This is a genomic window from Bordetella pseudohinzii (genome assembly GCF_000657795.2).
Classification (GTDB): domain Bacteria; phylum Pseudomonadota; class Gammaproteobacteria; order Burkholderiales; family Burkholderiaceae_B; genus Bordetella; species Bordetella pseudohinzii.
On record NZ_JHEP02000003.1, the window covers coordinates 75475 to 94370 of the forward strand.

At 67.8% G+C, this 18896-nt stretch carries 13 protein-coding genes; 2 read left to right on the top strand and 11 right to left on the bottom strand.

Features of this window, described 5'->3' with window-relative positions; translation table 11 throughout:
- Window positions 1–38: 38 nt before the first annotated feature.
- The gene (locus L540_RS04695; RefSeq protein WP_043210685.1) at window positions 39–515 is read right to left on the bottom strand and encodes an Lrp/AsnC family transcriptional regulator; all 477 of its coding nucleotides are present in this window, start codon (window positions 513–515) and stop codon (window positions 39–41) included.
- A 93-nt stretch (window positions 516–608) separates the two neighbouring features.
- Here L540_RS04695 and ilvB point away from each other — a divergent pair, with 93 nt between their 5' ends.
- Complete coding sequence (ilvB, locus tag L540_RS04700; protein WP_043210683.1) at window positions 609–2429, top strand: biosynthetic-type acetolactate synthase large subunit; 1821 nt, start codon at window positions 609–611, stop codon at window positions 2427–2429.
- Between the two features lie 63 nt (window positions 2430–2492).
- Here ilvB and L540_RS04705 read toward each other — a convergent pair whose 3' ends face one another.
- From L540_RS04705 to L540_RS04730, 6 genes are all read right to left on the bottom strand, one after another.
- A complete protein-coding gene (locus L540_RS04705; protein ID WP_043210680.1) occupies window positions 2493–3920 on the bottom strand; it encodes an aldehyde dehydrogenase family protein in 1428 nt (475 codons plus the stop codon).
- Window positions 3921–4002: 82 nt separating this feature from the next.
- Window positions 4003–4803 (bottom strand): SDR family oxidoreductase, encoded by an 801-nt coding sequence (locus tag L540_RS04710; RefSeq protein WP_043210678.1) that lies wholly within the window; start codon window positions 4801–4803, stop codon window positions 4003–4005.
- A complete protein-coding gene (locus L540_RS04715; RefSeq protein WP_043210675.1) occupies window positions 4800–5654 on the bottom strand; it encodes an ABC transporter permease in 855 nt (284 codons plus the stop codon). Before L540_RS04715 ends, L540_RS04710 begins: the two co-directional genes overlap by 4 nt.
- 12 nt (window positions 5655–5666) lie before the next feature.
- Window positions 5667–6437: an ABC transporter ATP-binding protein gene (locus L540_RS04720; protein ID WP_043210673.1), complete on the bottom strand. Its 771-nt coding sequence runs from the start codon at window positions 6435–6437 to the stop codon at window positions 5667–5669.
- A complete protein-coding gene (locus L540_RS04725) occupies window positions 6437–7483 on the bottom strand; it encodes an ABC transporter substrate-binding protein (protein WP_043210671.1) in 1047 nt (348 codons plus the stop codon). Before L540_RS04725 ends, L540_RS04720 begins: the two co-directional genes overlap by 1 nt.
- A gap of 117 nt (window positions 7484–7600) precedes the next feature.
- Window positions 7601–10237: a DNA topoisomerase III gene (locus tag L540_RS04730; protein ID WP_043210668.1), complete on the bottom strand. Its 2637-nt coding sequence runs from the start codon at window positions 10235–10237 to the stop codon at window positions 7601–7603.
- A 63-nt stretch (window positions 10238–10300) separates the two neighbouring features.
- Between L540_RS04730 and L540_RS04735 the strand changes: the two genes are divergently transcribed.
- On the top strand, window positions 10301–12922 hold the full coding sequence (locus L540_RS04735) for a GDYXXLXY domain-containing protein (protein ID WP_043210666.1): 2622 nt from the start codon (window positions 10301–10303) through the stop codon (window positions 12920–12922).
- 2 nt (window positions 12923–12924) lie between these two features.
- On the opposite strand, the gene gluQRS is transcribed toward L540_RS04735, so the two are convergent.
- The 4 genes from gluQRS to L540_RS04755 all read right to left on the bottom strand — a co-directional run bounded on the left by gluQRS (window position 12925) and on the right by L540_RS04755 (window position 18870).
- Entirely contained in the window at window positions 12925–13833 is a 909-nt protein-coding gene (gene gluQRS, locus L540_RS04740; protein ID WP_048025890.1) for a tRNA glutamyl-Q(34) synthetase GluQRS, read from the bottom strand.
- Window positions 13834–13849: 16 nt separating this feature from the next.
- A complete protein-coding gene (locus L540_RS04745) occupies window positions 13850–14308 on the bottom strand; it encodes a Smg family protein (RefSeq protein ID WP_043210663.1) in 459 nt (152 codons plus the stop codon).
- Window positions 14309–14477: 169 nt separating this feature from the next.
- A complete protein-coding gene (locus L540_RS04750) occupies window positions 14478–16679 on the bottom strand; it encodes a TonB-dependent hemoglobin/transferrin/lactoferrin family receptor (protein WP_043210661.1) in 2202 nt (733 codons plus the stop codon).
- A gap of 166 nt (window positions 16680–16845) precedes the next feature.
- On the bottom strand, window positions 16846–18870 hold the full coding sequence (locus L540_RS04755) for a TRAP transporter permease (RefSeq protein ID WP_043210658.1): 2025 nt from the start codon (window positions 18868–18870) through the stop codon (window positions 16846–16848).
- Window positions 18871–18896 lie beyond the last annotated feature (26 nt).

Sequence of the window (18896 nt, forward strand, 5' to 3'; positions counted from 1 at the left end):
ATCGGCCGCTTCCGGACAGGCGTATAGCGGGCCCGCTGTCAGCTGGACTGCGGCGGCGGCACGAGCGGCAGGCGCGCCTCCTTGAGGCTGCGCAGCACGAAGCCGGATTTGCTGTGGCGTATCCCCGGGATGCGGTAGAGGCGCTCGCGCAGCAGGCGTTCGTAGTCGCGGGTGTCGCGCACCGCGATCCGGATGTAGTAGTCGTAGTCGCCCGAGACCAGGAAGGCCTCCAGCACCTCGGGGATCTCGGCCAGCGCGCGCCCGAACTCGTACAGCGTTTCTTCGCTATGGCTCTCCAGCGTCACGTGCACGATGACCGTGTCCGTGAAGCCCAGCTTGGCCGGGTCCAGGTCGACGGTGTAGCCGCGGATGACGCCGGCGCTCTCCATGCGCTTGATGCGGTTCCAGCAGGGGGTGGAGGACAGGCCCACGGCCTGGCCGATGTCGGCCAGGCTGGCGCGGGCGTTGTCCTGTAAGACCTTGAGAATGGCCAGGTCGAATTTGTCCAGATTCATTTTCTTTGAATCCGCAGTTGAAAAGATAAATTTACTGCTGATAATCGGTTTGTGTGGAAAAGAAGATAAAAATTCTGCCGAAAGTCCCATAAGATGTTCAGCATGAATGACCGTCTCCACGCCCAGGCGCTCGCCGCCCTCGACACCCCCGACGCTGTCGACCCCGTCCCCACCGCCGCCAATGGCGCGCAGATCCTGTTGCAGACCCTGATCGACCTGGGGGTGGACACGGTGTTCGGCTATCCCGGGGGCGCCGTGCTGCCGCTGTATGACGCCCTGCACGCCGAGCCGCGCCTGCGCCATGTGCTGGTGCGCCACGAACAGGCCGCCGTGCACGCCGCCGAGGGCTATGCCCGCAGCACGGGCCGCACCGGCGTGGTCTTTGTCACGTCCGGGCCGGGCATGGCCAACACGACCTCCGGCCTGCTCGACGCCATGTGCGATTCCATCCCGGTGCTGTGCATCAGCGGCCAGGTCGCCACCGCCGCCATCGGCACGGACGCCTTCCAGGAGTGCGATGCCATCGGCATCTCGCGTCCGGTCACCAAGTGGAACACCCAGATCCGGCGCTGCGAGGACGTGGCCGACGTGGTGGCCCGCGCCTTCACGCTCACGCGCCAGGGCCGCCCCGGGCCGGTGCTGGTCGACCTGCCCAAGGATGTGCAGCTGGCGCGCCCCAGCGCCGACCGCATCGAGCCCAGCGCGGCCCAGGTGGCGGCTTCGCGCGCGCGCCGCCAGGCGGGCAAGACCGCCCTGCGCCTGCCCGCCGGCGCCCTGCGCCGCGCGGCGGCCATGATCGCCCAGGCCCGCCGGCCGGTCTTCTACGGCGGCGGCGGCCTCATCAACTCGGGCAGCCAGGCCTGCCAGGCCTTTACCGAGCTGGTGCGCCAGACCGGCGCGCCCTGCACGCTCACGCTCATGGGCCTGGGCGCCTTCCCGGCCTCGGATCCGCAATTCGTCGGCATGCTGGGCATGCATGGCACGCTGGAGGCCAATCTGGCCATGCACCACGCCGACCTGGTGGTGTGCATCGGCGCGCGCTTTGACGACCGCATCACCGGCAAGCTCTCGGAGTTCTGTCCGCATGCGCGCAAGATCCATGTGGATATCGATCCGGCCTCGATCAACAAAGTGGTGCGCGTGGACGCGGCCTTGGTGGGCGACTGCCTGCCCATGCTCGAGGCCCTGAGCGCCGAACTGGCCGGCCAGTCCCTGCCCGCGGCGCGCCTGGCCGATTGGTGGGGCCGCATCGAGGGCTGGCGCGCGCGCGATTGCCTGGCCTGGCGGCCGCAGCCCGAGGCCATCCTGCCCCAGCAGCTGATGGCGCGTCTGAACGCCGCCTTGGGCGGGCGCGACGCCATCGTGTCGACCGACGTGGGCCAGCACCAGATGTGGGCCGCGCAATACCTGCGTTTCGACCGGCCCGGGCGCTGGCTGACGTCGGGCGGGGCCGGCACCATGGGTTATGGGCTGCCGGCGGCCATCGGCGCGCAGGTCGCGCATCCGGACAAGACCGTGGTGTGCGTCAGCGGCGACGCTTCGGTGCTGATGAACATCCAGGAGTTGTCCACCGCCATGCAGCACCGCACGCCGGTCAAGGTCGTGCTGTGCAACAACGGCTATATGGGCATGGTGCGGCAGTGGCAGGAGCTGATCCACGGCGGGCGCTACAGCCACAGCTACAACGCCTCGCTGCCGGACTTCGTGGCGCTGGCGCGCGCCTTCGGCTGGGGGGCGGCGCGGGTCGAACATCCCGATGCGCTCGATGCGGCGCTGGCCCAATGCCTGGCGCATGACGGCCCTTTCTTCCTGGACGTGACGGTGGCGGCCCAGGAGAACTGCTTTCCGATGATGCCCGCCGGCGAAGGCCATCATCGCATGATGCTGGCCGCCGGCGAGTGGTTCGAGGAGTAAGGCGGCGGGCCGGGCAGCGCGCCCGGCCGGGGGTCCGTTCGGCCCCCTGCCCCGGGCGCTGCGTCAGTCGTGCTTGATGGCGATGGTCTTGAGCACGGTAAAGCCGTAGAGCGCTTCAAAACCTTTCTCGCGGCCATGGCCGCTGGCTTTCACGCCGCCAAAGGGCAATTCCACCCCGCCGCCGGCGCCATAGTTGTTGATGAAGACCTGGCCGCTGCGGATCTTGCGCGCCAGGCGCAGCTGGCGCGCGCCATCGCGCGTCCAGATGCTGGCGGCCAGGCCGTATTGCGTGGCGTTGGCGATGCGCACCGCGTCGGCTTCGTCGTCGAAGGGGATGGCGACCAGCACCGGGCCGAAGATTTCTTCCTGGGCCAGCAGGTGATCCACCGGCACATTGGCCAGCAGCGTGGGCGCCTGGAAAAACCCGTCGCCGCCATCGACCACGGCGCCGCGCGCGGCGGTGACGATGCCGTCGTCCTCGGCCTGGCGCAGAAAGCTCTGCACGCGGTCGAGCTGGCTCTTGCGGATCAGGGGGCCGCAGTCCAGGTCCAGGCCGGCCGGGCCGGCGCGCAGGGCCGAAAATGCCGCCGACAGGCGCTGCATGACCTTGTCGTAGATGCTGCGCTGGATCAGGATGCGGCTGCCGGCCGAGCAGGTCTGCCCGGCGTTCTGCACGATGGCATTGACCGCCACCGGGATGAGGGCGTCGAGGTCGGCGTCGTCGAAGACGATCTGTGGCGACTTGCCGCCCAGCTCCAGCGTGGCCGGCACATGGTTCTCGGCCGCCGTCTGCGTCACGAGCACGCCCACGCGTGGCGAGCCGGTAAACGAGATGTGGTCGATGCCGGGGTGGCGCGCCAGCGCGTCGCCGGCTTCGTGGCCATAGCCGGTGATGATGTTCAGCGCGCCCGGCGGCAGGCCGACTTCGGCGGCCAGTTCGGCCACGCGCAAGAGCGACAGACAGGCGTCTTCGGCCGGCTTGACCACGCAGGCATTGCCCGCGGCCAGCGCGCCGCCCACGCTGCGCCCGAAGATCTGCAGCGGGTAGTTCCAGGGCACGATGTGGCCGGTCACGCCATGCGGCTCGCGCAGCGTGAGCACGGTGTAGCCGTTCTGGTAGGGGATGGTCTCGCCCATCAGCTTGTCGGCCGCGCCGCCGTAGAACTCGAAGTAGCGCGCGATGGCCGTGACGTCGGCGCGGGCCTGCTTGGTCGGCTTGCCGCAGTCGCGCGATTCGATCTGGGTGAGTTCGTCGTGGTGTTCGAGGATCTTGAGCGACAGGGCCAGCAGGAGGCGGCCGCGTTCGGCCGCCGACAGGCTGCCCCAGGCGCCTTCATAGGCGCGCCGCGAGGACTGCACCGCGCGGTCGATATCGGCCGCGTTGCCGCGCGCGATTTGTTCGTAGACCGCGCCGGTGGACGGATCGATGACGTCGATGGTGTCGCTGGTCGAGCCAGGAACAAACCGGTTATCGATGAAATGCTGCTTCATGCCTGACCACCCTTGAAAAAATAATAATGAGAAAAAGCCACAGCAAAACAAACACATCGTCGCCGCCCGCTGGCGGACGGCGTCAGAACTGTACGGAAAGACCTCCGTCGACGGCCAGCACCTGGCCATTGATGAAAGAGGCCGCCGGCGAGGCCAGGAAGACAGCCGCGCCGGCGATTTCGTGGGGTTGCCCCCAGCGGCCCATGGGGTTGCGCGCCGCCAGCCTGGGCCCGACCGCGGGGTCGGCCACCATGGCGGCATTGGTTTCGGTGGCGAAGGTGCCGGGCGCGATCGCATTGCTGGTGATGCCGGCCGGGCCGAACTCGGCGGCCAGGGCGCGCATCATGCCGGTCAGCCCTTGTTTGGCGGCCGGATAGACCGCGTCGCCGGCGCGGGCCAGTTCGCCGACCACCGAGGTGATCGCGATCAATCGCCCGCCGCCCTGGCGCAGCATGCGCTCGGCGGCGAGCTTGGCCAGCATGATGCCGGCCACCAGATCGGTGTCGATGAGTTCGCGGATTTCGGTGAGCTCCAGCTCGCGCAGGGTCTTGCGGTTGCGCGCGCCGACATTGTTGACCAGGATGTCCAGCCGGCCGCGGCGCGCGTCGATCTCGGCGAAGGCCGCCCGCATGCCGGCTTCGTCGGCGACATCGAAGGGCAGCGCGGAGGCGTCCAGGCCTGCCTCTCGCAGGCCTTGCGCGGCGGCCTCGGCGGCGGCGGCATTGCGGCCGTTGATGAGCACATGCGCCCCGCTGGCGGCCATGGCGCGGGCGATTTCCCAGCCCAGGCCCCGGACCGAGCCGGTGATCAAGGCCACCTGGCCAGCCAGCGAGAACTGTTGCAGATAGGATAGCGAGGGAGGAAGCGTCGGCGCGGACATCATTCGCGGAATTCAGGAGCCCAGTGCAGCAGTCTACGCTCTAACCAGGTGACGCAATAGACCAGCACGATCCCCACCACGGACAGCAGCGTCACTGCGGCGAACATATCCGTGGCGTTCAGGGTCGCCAGGGCCGTGATCATCAAATAGCCCATGCCGGTGGTCGAACCGACGAACTCGGCCAGCACCACGCCGATCAGGGCAAAGCTGATGGCGTTGGGCAGGGCCGCGAACGTCCAGGCCGCCGCCGTGGGGATCTGCACTCGCCACAGGATCTGGCGCGGCGAGCCGCCCAGGGTGCGGCAGAAGTCCACCAGTTCGCGCTCCACGCTGCGTCCGCCCTTGTAGGTGTTGAAGAACACCAGGAAGAACACCACGAACCACGATGTCACCACCTTGGAGGCCAGCCCCAGGCCGAAGAACATGGTGATCAGCGGCACGAAGGCGATGCGCGGCATGGAGTTGAAGGCCACGATGAAGGGATTGAAGATGTCGGCCAGGAGGCGGCTGCGCGCCAGCGCCAGGCCGACGGCAAAGCCGCTGCCCACGCCCACCACCAGGCCGATCAGCGTGGCCTGCAGGGTCAGCCACAGATGGGGCCAGACGGACTGCGGGCCGGGCTGCAGCCATTGCCACAGCCGCAGCGCCACGCGCGAGGGCTGGCTGATGAAAAAAGGGTCGAACAGCGTGTTCTGCACGAACCAGGGAATGCGGGTGAGCCCTTCCCAGGCGCCCAGGATGAGCGCCAGCACCAGGATCTGCCAGGCGGTGATGCGCAGGCGGCGCGAGACGGCCTGGCGGCGTTCTTCGCGCAGATGCCGGGCGGCGTCGGGGGAGAGAGTAGCGGGATTCATCGTGAAACGGTTTCAGGCCGCGGCGCGGAATTGCTGCCCCAGCACGGCCCACAGGCTTTGCACATGGGCGGTGAACTCGGGGGTCTCGCGCAAGGTGAAGACATCGCGCGGATGGGGGATGGCGATGCGCTCATCCAGCAGCACCCGGCTGGGCGGGCCGGACAGCACGACGACGCGATCCGACAGCGTGATGGCCTCGTCCAGGTCGTGGGTGACCATGACGATGGTCTGGCCCAGGTTGCGCCAGATCTCGCCCAGTTCGCGGTGCAGATGGGTCTTGGTGTGCGTGTCCAGCGCGCCGAAGGGCTCGTCCAGCAGCAGGATGCGCGGCTCGACCGCCAGGCTCATCAAGAGCGCCACGCGGCGGCGCATGCCGCCGGAGAGCTGATGGGGATAGGCCTGGGCGAAGCCTTCGAGGTGGCCCAGCGCAAGCAGCTGCTGCACGCGCGGCGCGATGCGCGCCGCGGGCACGCCCATGAAGCGCAGGCCCAGCGCCACATTCTTGCTCACGGTGTACCAGGGCAGCAAGGTGTCCTTCTGGAAGATATAGCCCAGCCGCGGCGGCACCTGGCCGTGCACGGGCTGGCCGTCGACGCGGATCTGGCCGGCCGAGGGCGGCAGAAAGCCCGCGATCATGTTCAGCAGCGTGCTCTTGCCGCAGCCCGAGGGCCCGACGATGGAGAGGAACTCGCCCTCGCCTATCGTCAGGCTGACATCGCCCACCGCGTGCACGCTGCCCTGCCGGCCGTGATAGACCTTGCCGACGTGTTCGAGGTCTATCATCAGAGCCCTCTGGCCTTGCGCACGAAACGCATGTCCACGCAGGCCGAGTAGGGCGCGCGCGCCAGCGCTTCGTTGGAGAACTGCCGGCCATCGCCCATGATGGCGGTCAGGCGCGCGTAGGCGTCCTCGGTGATGATGTTGTCTTTCAGGAAGACGCTGTTCTGGTAGACGCCTATGGTTTTCTCGATGGCCTCGCGCGGAAAGGCGCTGAGGTAGTCGGCGTAGATGGTGTCGGTGACGTCGGCCGCGCTGTGCGCGCTGATGAAATCCTGGGCCTTGACCAGCGCGTCGATAAAGCCCTGCACCACTTCGGGACGGCGCTCGATGGTGTCGCGCAGCGTCAGGGCGGCGATGCCGGGCACATCGCCGCCCATGAAGGCCTGCCACGAGGCGTCGGTGGTCGCATCGAAGATCGGCACGCCCCAGCCCTCGGCCTGGGCCTGCTCCATCATCGACATGGTCGCCATGCTGGCCGATACCGAGCCCGTCTTCAGCGCCCCCAGCATGGTGGCCAGGTCGCCCAGCGGGCGGATATCCACCTTGTCGCCCACGCCGGCTTTCTGCATCAGGTAGACGGCCATCAGCCAGGTGCTGGACTGGGGCTGGGTCGCGCCCATGCGCTTGCCGGCCAGATCTTTCAGCTCGCGCACCTTGCCGCTGTCGTAGTCTTCCTTGCGCACGATCACGTTGGCATAGGTCAGCTTGCGGTCAAAGCCGAACACCAGCGTGGCGGGCTTGCCCGCCAGGGTCAGCGCCGGCGCGGCGGTGGCGGCGGTGGCGCCGAACAGGATCTGCCCGGCCGCCAGCAGCTGGTTGGTGCGCGGGCCGCTTTGGGAATTGAGGTATTCCACGTCCAGCCCGTTGGCGCCGAAATACCCTTTTTTCAGGGCGACATAGCCGGCGGCGAAAAAGGGGTCGATGCTGCCCTGACCGTAGACGGCCTTGCCCAGGCGGTTCTGCGCCAGGGCCGGCAGGCCCAGCAGCGAGGTCGCGGCCGCGCTGGCCAGCAACTGGCGGCGCGTCAGGCCGCGGGAGCGAGAAATCATGTCGTCCTCTGTGATGTCGTGATGGCGTGGCAGTGTCGCCAACGATACCGCAGTCGCCGTCTGGCGGAAAAAAACATGCCCGGCGAGCCGGGCATGTCGGGATGGCGCTGGAAGCGTTCAGCCGGCCGTTTTCTTGGCGGCCGCCTTTTTGACCGCGGTCTTGGCGGCCGTTTTGGCGGCCGTCTTGGTGGCGGTTTTCTTGGCGGCCGTTTTTTTCACGGCGGTCTTGGCCGGAGCCTTCTTGGCGGCGGTCTTGGCCGGCGTCTTGCTGGCTGTCTTGGCCGCGCCGCGTCCCGGCTTGTCGCCGCGCGGCTCGAATTCAAAGCCGATCTTGCCGTCGGGCTGGCGCACGAGGTAGGCCTTGAACTTGCGGTTGGTGCGGCTGGAGACGAAGCCGTCGAGCAGATCGCTGCGGCCTTCGGACAGCAGCTTGCTCATCTGCTCGCGCGAGATCTCCTGCTGCAGGATGACCTTGCCCGAACGGAAGTCGCAGCTCTTTTGCGGGCCGACCGCTTTTTCGCAGACATAGCTCATGCCATGCTCGAACACGCGCGAGCCGCACTTCGGGCAGTTGCCCACCGGCGTATGGCCGCTGAAGTCCACGGGCTCGTTGTCGTCGTCGTCGCTCTGGCCGAAGTCGAATTCCAGCTTGTACTCGTCGCTGATGCGCAAAATGGCGGCAAAGGGGCGGCCCATCTTGCTGATGAAGCCCTGCAGGGGGCCGATTTCGCGCTTGGCCAGCAGCTCTTCCACTTCGGGCAGCTCGAAGGTGCGCCCGCCGGGGTGCTTGCTGATCGAAAAATCGCATTGCGTGCAGGCATAGCGGCGGTAGTTTTCCTTGACCACGCCGCCGCATTTCGGGCAGGGCGTCTGCAGGGTGGCGTAGTCGCCCGGCACCGTATCGCGTTCGTATTCCTTGGCGCGCTTGACGATGATCTGCGTCATCTGCGCGATCTCGCGCATGAAGGCTTCGCGGTTCAGGCCGCCCTGCTCGATCTGCTTGAGCTTGTGTTCCCACTCGCCGGTCAATTCGGGCGAAGTCAGTTCGGTGACGTCCAGGCCCGCGAGCAGCGTCATGAGCTGGCGCGCCTTGGCGGTCGGCACCAGGTCGCGGCCATCGCGGCGCAGATACCCCTCATTGAGCAGGCCTTCGATGATGGCCGCCCGCGTGGCCGGCGTGCCCAGGCCGCGCTCGGACATGGCCTCGCGCAGCTCTTCGTCGTCGACCAGCTTGCCGGCGCCTTCCATGGCCGACAGCAGCGTGGCTTCGTTGTAGCGGGCCGGCGGCTTGGTGGCCAGGGCTTCGGCGCGCACATCCTCGGCGCGCACGGTCTCGCCATCGGCCACGGGCACCAGGTTGGCGTCCTCGCCCTGGGCCTCCTTGCCGTAGACGGCCAGCCAGCCCGGCGAAACCAGCACCTTGCCCTCGGTCTTGAAGCGATGCCCCTGGACCTGGGTCAGGCGGGTGGTGACGCGGTATTCGGCCGCCGGGAAGAACACCGCCAGGAAGCGCTTGAGCACCAGGTCGTAGATCTTGCCCTCGGCCTCGCTCAGGTCATGCGGGATCTGCAGCGTGGGGATGATGGCGAAGTGATCCGATACCTTCTTGTTGTCGAAGATGCGGCGGTTGGGCTTGACCCAGTCATTGCTCACCACGGTGCCGGCATGGCGGGCCAGCCCACCCACCGCGTGGGAGTCGCCTTCGGCCAGCGCGCGCATGGTCTGGCGCACCGTGTTGATGTAGTCCTCGGGTAGATAGCGCGAATCGGTACGCGGGTAGGTCAGCGCCTTGTGGCGTTCATACAGCGTCTGGGCCAGGGCCAGCGTGGTCTTGGCCGAGAAGCCGAAGCGGCCGTTGGCCTCGCGCTGCAGCGAGGTCAGGTCGTAGAGGGCCGGCGACATCTGGGTCGAGGGCTTGGACTCCTCGGTGACTTCGCCCGCCTGGCCGCGGCAGGCGGCCACCACGCTTTGCGCGGCCGCTTGCGACCATAGGCGGGATTCGCGTTTTTCGGGGTCGCGCTCGTCCTTCTTGAAATCCGGATCGATCCAGCGGCCCTCGTACAGGCCGGCGGCGGCCACGAACGTGGCGTGCACCTCCCAGTAATCGCGCGAGACGAAGCTGCGGATGCGGTTCTCGCGCTCGGCCACGATGGCCAGCGTGGGCGTCTGCACGCGGCCCACGGGGGTCTTGAAGAAGCCGCCGTCCTTGCTGTTGAAGGCCGTCATGGCGCGGGTGCCATTGATGCCCACCAGCCAGTCGGCCTCGGCCCGCGAGCGGGCGGCCGCCTCCAGCGGCTTGAGCTGGACATCGTCGCGCAGATTTTCGAAGGCTTCGCGGATGGCCGCCTGCGTCATGGATTGCAGCCACAGGCGCTGGATCGGCTTTTTGACCCCCGCGTACTGGATGATGTAGCGGAAGATGAGTTCGCCCTCGCGGCCGGCGTCACAGGCGTTGATGATGGCGTCCACATCCTTGCGCTTGGCCAGGCGCACGAGCAGCTTCAGGCGCTCGGCGGATTTCTTGTCGGTCGGGCCCAGCTCGAAAGCAGGTGGAATCACCGGCAGATGGGTGAAGCTCCATTTACCCTTGACCGGATCATTGGGCGCCACCAGACTGAGCAAATGTCCGATACTGGAAGCCAGTACGTAACGTTCGCTTTCAAAATAGTCGCCCTCGCGCGCAAAGCCTCCTAGAGCGCGTGATATATCCAGGGCTACCGAGGGCTTTTCGGCAATGATCAGCGTTTTGTTCATGTGTATCCAGTGGCGGCAGTCCCGCCTCGATTAGCGCGGATGATAAGAGGGGAGATTCGCGGCATGCAAGTCGGCACTACTCGGCAAGTGGGATCGGAACTGCACGCATGGCGTCAATTTCTCGGGCGAACGACGCTCTGGCTGGCGGTTTTGCTGCTGGGCAGCGGGGTGATCTGCTGGGTCGCGGCCAACTGGCCCGGCATGGGGATAAGCCGCCGTTTCGCCCTGGCCCAGGGTCTGCTGGCCGTCTCGGTCCTGGCCAGTCTCTGGCTCGCCCTGCGGTTGAGGGGGACGGATCGATTGCGGCAACAGGCCGCCGGCGCGGTCCTGACGCTGTCCGGCCTCTTGCTGGGCGCCCTGCTGGCCCTCCTGGGTCAAACCTACCAGACCGGCGCCGATACCTGGGAGCTTTTTGCCTGGTGGGCGCTGTTGCTGCTGCCCTGGGCCCTGGCCGCCGCCAGCCAGGTTCTTTGGCTGCTTTGGTGCCTGGTCGTCAACGCCGCCCTGGGTCTGTGGATAGGTGAGCACTTACTTGCATGGTGGAATCAGGTCTCCGACCCCGCTTTTGCCGCCCTGGTCATGGCCCTGGCCAATCTCATCATGCTGGGCGTCTGGGAGATGATGGTCCGCCTGCGGCATAGCCGCACCCGGGTCGGTCCCCGGGTTTTGGCCTTCCTGGCCCTGATCGCCCTGATCCTGCCCCTGCTGTTCGGCGATGTCGTCTTCGGCCGCCATGGCCATGTCACCGCCCTGGCCTGGATCGCGGTCACGCTGGGGCTGGGGTATTTCTATTATCGCGGTCGCCGCGACCTGGTCATCCTGGCCATGCTGGCCGCCGGGGTGATCTGCGTGTCGCTGCGCGTGGCCGGCGACTGGCTGATGGAGCTGGCGCCCGGCGCCTGGGCCGCCCTGCCCCTGGCCGCCCTGCTCATGGCCGAGGCGGTCTGGGCCGCCCGCTGGCTGCGCCGTCTGGGCGAGCGGGGCCAGCCGGCCGAAGGCGCCCGCGCGGCCACGCAGGCGGCCGACGCCGAACCGGCCGGCATCTCGGCCGGCCTGAGCGTGGATCCGGCCGATGACGCCGCGCCCGTCATCGGGCTGGCCGAGGACACCGGCACGGGCGGCAGCGCCACGGCGCCCTGGTATGTGCAGGGGCTGCTGGGCCTGAGCGCCTGGCTGGCCACCATCCTCCTGCTGGTCTTCCTGTTCTTTTCCGGCATGGTGACCAGCGACCAGGGCGCGGTCGTCTTCGGCCTCATCCTGTGCGCGGCCGGCGTGGCGGTGCTGCGCGCCGCGGCCGGGCCGTTCTGGCGGCAATGCGCCATCGCCATGGCGTTCGCCGGGCAGCTGCTGGTGGTCTTCAGCTTCGTGGGCAATGATTCGATCGCCAGCGCCTGCCTTTTCATCGTGCTGCTGGCGGCCGCCGTCTATGCCCTGGCGCCCGACGCGCTGCTGCGCTTTCTGAGCGGCGGCCTGATCGCCTTCGGCATGACGGGCCTGGTGTGGCAGGCCCTGCAGCCCGACATGGGCCGCAATGATGTGCTGGAAATGTGGCTGGCGCTGGACATGCTGCGCGCCACCTTCCTGTGGCTGCCCGTCGCCGTGCTGGGCGCCTGGCTGGCCGCGCTGGCCTTTTGCGCCGACCGGCGCCTGGCGCGCGCGCGGCCTCATTTTCTCGAACCCCTGGCCTGGGCTTTCGTGGTGGCCGTGCAGGGCATGGTCTGGATGGCGGGCGGCGTCGGCGTGGACCAGCTGCCCTCGCTCTGGAAGCTGCACCGCCTGCCCGCGTTCCTGAATATCGCGGGCGCCCTGCTGCCGGCCGCGGCGGCGCTCTGGCTGCTGTGGCCCCGCCGGCGGGTGCTGACCCGTGCGCTGGTCGTCATCACGCCCCTGGCCCTGCTGGTGCTGGCCCTGTTCTGGCTGCCCAGCCCCGGCATTGCCTTCGCGCTGACCTGGCTGCTGCTGGGCTTTGGCCTGAACAAACCGCGGCTGACCGGCTTTGGCGTCTTGAGCCTGCTGGCCTATCTGCTGCTGTACTACTACCAGCTGGACGTGCCCCTGCTGCAGAAGGCGGCCTGGCTGGCGGGCGCCGCCGTGCTGCTTTTCCTGCTGCGCGTGCTGGTCTGGCTGCTGCCTCGCCTGATGCGCACCGACGACGGCGCACGGCCGGCGCTGTCGCCGCCCGCGCCGGCCATGCGCCGCCGCGCGGCCGTGGTGCTGGCCGGCCTGGCGCTGGTGCTGGCGGTGTGCAACATCACCATCTACCAGCGCGAGCAATTGCTGGCCCATGGGCAGGTGGCCATCCTGGAGCTGGCGCCGGTGGATCCGCGTTCCCTCATGCAGGGCGACTACATGGCCTTGCGTTTTGCGGCGGGTACGGCGGTCACCAAGCTGCGCCAGGCCGATGAACAGACCGGCACCGATGGCTATCTCGTGCTGTCGCCCGATGCGCGCGGCGTGGCCCAGCCCCTGCGCATCCAGGCCAAGGCGGACCCGCATGCCGCGCCCGAGCTGGTGTTGCGCTACCGGGTGCGGCCGGACGGGGTGCGCATCGTCACCAATGCCTATTTCTTTCCCGAGGGCGAGGCGGCCCGCTACGAGCGCGCGCGCTACGGCGAGGTCAGGCTGGACGGCAGCGGCACCGGGCTGCTGGTGCGCATGCTGGGCGAGGACCTCAAGCCGCTGTAGCCTCAGGCAAAGCGCGCGCCCCAGGCCTGCGTGGCGCGCGCCAGGAAGTCGTCCCGGTCGCGCGCGGCCAGGGGCGCGAAGCCCAGGTCCTGCCAGGCGCGCGCCAGGCAGCCCAGCGGATCGCGGGTGTCCAGGGCGGGCGCGTTGTTCTGCTTGGACAGCTTCAGCCCGCTGCGCGGGTCGGTCACCAGGGGCACATGCATGACCCGGGGCATGGGCAGGCCCAGCAGGCCTTGCAGCACCCGCTGGCGCGCCGTCGAACCCAGCAGGTCCGCCCCGCGCACCACATCGGTCACGCCCTGCTCGCCATCGTCGACCACGACGGCCAATTGATAGGCCCACATGCCGTCGGCCCGCTTGAGCACGAAGTCGCCCACCGCGCCGGCCACATCCTGGGATTGCGGGCCCAGCCAGCGGTCTTCGAAGCGCTCCACGCCCGGAGGCACGCGCAAGCGCCAGGCGCGCGCCTGGCGGCCCGGCGCCAGGCCATGGCGGCAGGTGCCCGGATAGGGACGCTCGCCGTCGATGCCGGCGGTCCCGCGCAGCGCCGAATCGGCGATCTCGCGGCGCGTGCAGCCGCAGCCATAGACCTGGCCGGCGGCGACGAGGCGATCAAAAGCCGCCTGATAGACCGCGTCGCGGCGGGATTGCCACAGCACCTCGCCTTCCCAGCGCAGGCCCAGATCGCGCAGCTGCCGCATGATGACGTCATCGGCGCCAGGCACCGCGCGCGGTTTGTCCACGTCTTCGATGCGCAGCAGCCAGCGGCCGCCATGGGCGCGGGCATCCAGCCAGCTGGCCAGGGCCGCGGCCAGCGAGCCGGCATGCAGCGGCCCGCTCGGGCTGGGGGCGAATCGGCCGATATAGCTCACGTTTCGGGAAACAGGAAAGGACGCCCTTGGGGACGCCATGGGACAGCTGGCCGCGTCAATGCAGCCGGCGGCTTTCTTCGTCGTCCAGCAGCTCTTCGAGCACCAGGTTGTCGATCTCGGCTTCCTGGCTCCAGAGGACCATCAGGGCGATGATCTTGATCTTGGACAGGGAGACCGGCGCTTCCGGCGAAGCCAGTGCGCGGTCGATCACGATTTCACGCAGGGGGGCGGGCAGCACGCCCGCCGATTCGAGAAAGGTGATGAAGCCGATCGAGGCGCTGCCAAGCTGTTGATATTCCGCGTCGGTGTAGACGCGGAAACCCGTGGCAGGCGTCTGGGCGAGCTCGACGCAGCGTTCCGTGGTTTCGGCCAGGCCGTAGAGCCATCCCAACGCATCGTCGATGTCTTCGTGCTCGAAGCCGGCGGCGGCAAGCCGCTTTGCCAGCACATCGGCCGCAGGACAGGCTTGCGGCGTGTAATAGTTTTCGAACAGATAAACCAGGATATCGAACATATGGCGAATAAGTTGCCGCTTTGCACAGTCGGCCCGCATATCGGCAGACCAGCAAAGGTGATTTTACTTTACGCGGAACGGTCACTCGGATCAACCGCGACTTCGCCATGGATATCGGAGGCGTTGCGCCCACGGCACGCCGCGGGGGACGCACCCCCGCGGCCCGCGTTCAGAAGCGCTGGGAAAGGCTGATTTTGATATTGCGGCCCAGGCCCGAGACCGACTCGCCAAGATAGGGACGGTAGGCCCGGTTGAACACATTGTCCACGGTCAGGCGCAGCTGCAGGCCCGGCCAGCGCGGCGGGCGCCAATGCGCGAACAGGCCGTGCAGCGCATAGCCGCTGCTGGCGGGCAGGGACCAGTAGACGGCCATGGGATCGCTTTGCGTGGGCGAGCGGTCCTGGCGCCGCACGAACTCGCCGGTCCAGCCCAGGGACAGGCCATGGCGCGGCAGTTTGACGCCCAGCATGGCGTGCGCCGAAAGCGGCGGGATCTCCGCCATCCAGCTGCGTTGGCCGCCGGGATCACGCGGCGAACTGTCGCGCCGGCCGCGCATGGCCGAGACGGCCAGCTTGCCGAACCAGCGCGCGCTGTCATAGAAGGACTCCAGCTCCAGCCCCTCGATGCGATAACCCGGCAGATTGCGGTAGTTCGACAACGGCCGCGCGCAGGGCGCGCTCGCGCAGAGCACGCCGCGGCGCACGAAAATCTCGTCCTTGCCGCGATTGCCGAACACGGTGGCGCGCAATTGCAGATGGTCGCGGCCGGCCAGGACATCGCGGAAATCCAGGATGGCGCCGGCGCGCCATCCCAGCATGCGCTCGGGCTTGAGCCCCCGGCTGCTGCCCGAGGCCTGGGCGCGTTCGTACTGGACCTCGTACTGTTCGTCGATCACCGGCGCGCGCCAGCCGCGCGTGACATCGCCCAGCAGGCTCAACCAGGGCCGGGCCCGCCATAGCGCGCCCAGATGCGGCGTCCAGCCGGTATAGGTCACCGGCCGATAATCATGGCCGGCCGAAGGCCGCGGGCTGTTGTAGCGCGGCGCCTCATTGGGCCGGCCTGCGTTGACGACATGGTCGTAGCGCAGCCCGGGCGTGAGGGTGAGCGAGCCCAGCGTCACGGCGTTCTGCACGACCAGGCTGCGCACGGTCTGCCGGCCCGCGGGCATGTAATAGGGCTGGAAATAGCCGTGGTTGTAATCGGCCCGTTTGGCGCCGGGCGGGTAGTACATGAGCGTGTCGCGCTCGTGCCGATGCCAGCGCGCGCCCAGCAGCAGGGCGTGGTCCACGCCCCCGGTCGAGAATCGGGCCGTGTTGCGCAGTTCCAGCACGCGGTCCCGGTAGTCGACCCAGCTGCGGTTGCCCAAGGTGCCGAGAAAGGCGCCGCGCGAGGCGTTCTCAGGCCGGCGGTCGTGCTGCTCGGTCCGGGATTGCGCATATGACAGCGTCAGGTTCAGCCAGGGGCTGGCCGCCGGCGCGTAGTTCCAGCGCGCGCTGAGGGTCTGGTCGGTTTGGTCGCGATGCACCAGGCGGCGCCGCCAGGCGCCCGTCAGGCCATAGCGGCGGATGTCGGCCTCGGAGGGGCCGGGCAGGTCATCGCGTTTGGCGGCGAAGGGCTGCCAGCCGGCCGAGGTCGAGCGCATGGCCGACAGCGTCAGCGCATGGGCGTCATGGAGTTGGATATTCGACTTGGCGAGATAGGACTGCAAATCGTTGCCCGAGTACAGAAAGCGGCTGCCGTCGGGCCGGCGCAGATTGCCGCCGTCGCGCCGGTTGAAATAGACCAGGCCGTCGACCGCGCCGGCGGGGCTGCGCGCGAACACCGCGCCGCTATAGATGTTCTGGCCGTCATTGCTGTGATGGCCGTATTTGAGCAGGCCGCCGATGTTGCGGTCCGGCGCCAGCAGCTCGCTGGCGTCCTTGGTGTCTATCCTGACCGTGCCGCCAAACCCGGCGGTGCCATCGAGCAGGTTGTGCGGCCCCTTGTCGACTTCGATGCGCCGTATCAGTTCGGGCTCGATGAATACCGAGCCCTGGCGGTATTTCTCGAAGCCCTTGGGCGCGCCATCGAGCACCAGCTTGACATCCTCGGTGTCGCCCAGGCCCCAGATGTTCAGGCTCTGGCCGCCGGGGCGGGGCGAGCCGGCCATGGAAATGCCGGGCAGGCGGTCCACCAGGCTGGCGAAATTGTCGGCCTGCGCGCGGTCGATGTCGGTCTGGTCGAGTTCGGAACGGCTGAGTTCGACACTATCGGCCAGGACCTGCTGCGCGGGCAGGGTGAAGACCGTGGGCGGTGCGGCGGTATCGGCGTGGACGTGCGGGGCGGCGGGCAAGAGCAAGGCGGCCAGGGCCAGGGGCTTGGGCAGGGACATGCGGACAACAGCCTGGAGGGAAACGAGATATTTGAATGAGAATCAATACTAGATATCCCGCGGCCAGGCGCGCCCAGGAGGTTTCCTATCCCGTTGTCGGATAAGGCTGGGCTCCGCCCAAAAGAAAAAAGCCCCGCGAGGGGGCTTAGTCCGGACAGGGCGGCGCTCAGGCGGTGCGTGGCCGCTGCTCTTGCGTCCAGCCGCGCCACTGGCTGACAAAGGCCGGTATGCAGATCGCCAGGCCGATCAGGCCGCTCAAGGCGCCCGGCAAAATGGTCAGGAAGGCGCCGAAGGTGAACAGCCAGCGCTCCCAGCCCTTCATGAGCACCAGGAAGTAACGCGAGAAGGCCGCCGACAGCAGCACCAGGCCGATCATGCAGCCCACCAGCGTGACGCTGAAGTCGTACCAGGTGAAGCCTTTGACCGAGATCAGCAGCGAGGGCGAGAACACGAAGACAAAGGGCACGATGAGCTTGGTGATCCCCAGCCGGAAGGCCGTGTTGCCCGTCTTGAAGGGATCGCTGCCGGCCATGCCCGCCGCCGCGTAGGCCGCCAGCGCCACTGGCGGCGTGATATCGGCCAGGATGCCGAAATAGAACACGAAGAAGTGCGCGGCGATAGGCTGCACGCCGAGCTGCACCAGGGTGGGCGCGGCGACCGCGACCATGATGAGGTAGTTCGCCGTCGTGGGGATGCCGCAGCCCATCAGGATGCAGACCAGCCCCGTCATGATCAGCGCGGCGATCAGGGTCAGCGTTTGCAGGTCGGCCACGGCCGCCGGCAAGAGGCTGCCTACGCCGCCGGCGATCGACTGGGCCGTGGAGATGACGATGTAGGAGATCTTGAAGCCCACGCCGGTCAGGGTGACCACGCCGATCACCAGGCCGACGGTGCCGGCCGCCGCGCCCACGGCCAGCGCATACTTGGCGCCGGTTTCGAAGGCCTCGTACAGATCCCGCCAGTGCAGGCGCTGGAAGGGATTGAGCAGACCCACCACGATGCAGCCGGTGATGCCGGCAAACGCGGCCAGATAGGGCGTGCGGCCGCTGGCCAGCACGCCGATCAGGAGGATCAGCGGGATGAGCGTGGGCCAGCGCTTCTTGAACGAGGCGCGCAGCTTGGGCATTTCTTCGTCGGTCAGCCCGCGCAGGCCTTCGCGCTTGGCCTCGAAGTGCACCTGCATGAACATGCCGAAGAAATACAGGAAGGCCGGGAAGATCCCCGCGATCGCGATGTCCTGGTAGGGAATGCCCAGGAATTCGATCATCAGGAAGGCGGCCGCGCCCATGATGGGCGGGGTGATCTGGCCGCCGGTGCTGGAGGCCGCTTCCACGCCCGCGGCGAAGTGACGCGGATAGCCGATGCGGATCATGGCCGGGATGGTGAGCGAACCCACCGTCACGGCGTTGGCCACCGAAGAGCCCGACAGCATGCCGAACATGGCCGAGCCAAAGACGGAGACCTTGGCCGGGCCGCCGGCATAGCGGCCGGCGATGGTCGAGGCAATGTCCAGAAAGAGCTGGCCCAGGCCGATGCGCGTGGCCAGCACGCCGAACAGCACGAAGTGGAAGACATAAGTCGCCACCACGCCCACCGCCACGCCATACACGCCCTGGCTGGTTAGGTACATATGGTTGACGATCTGGGACCAGTTATTGCCGGCGTGCTTGAGCAGGCCGGGGAAATACGGCCCGAAGGCGGCATAGGCCAGGAAGACCAGCGCGATGATGGGCAGGGGCCAGCCCATGGCGCGCCGCGTGCCCTCCAGCAGGCCGATGATGAGCACGGTGCCCATGGCCACGTCCATGGGCAGCGGATTGCCCACGCGGAAGGCCAGGTCCTCGAAGATATAGGGGATGTACAGCACGCTGAGGGCCAGCGCGATGGCGATGATCCAGTCGTACAGGGGCACGCCGCCGGGGGCGTACCAGGTGGATTTGGGTTCGCGCTGGTAGTGCGCCTTGCTGAAGCCGAAGACCAGGAAGATCAGGCTCAACACAAAGGCCAGGTGCACGCCGCGGTGGGTGGCTTCGCGCAGCAGGCCGAAACCCGCCGTGTAGTAGTGAAAGAGGGATAACGTCACCAGCAGCAGGGAGACGATCCAGGTGGCAATCTTGCCCAGCGGCCGGAAGCGGATTTCCGAGTCGTATTTCTCAGCCAGCTGCTGGGTTTTTTCGTGGTCTATTTCCATGGCAATGCATCTCGCGGGCGGGAAGA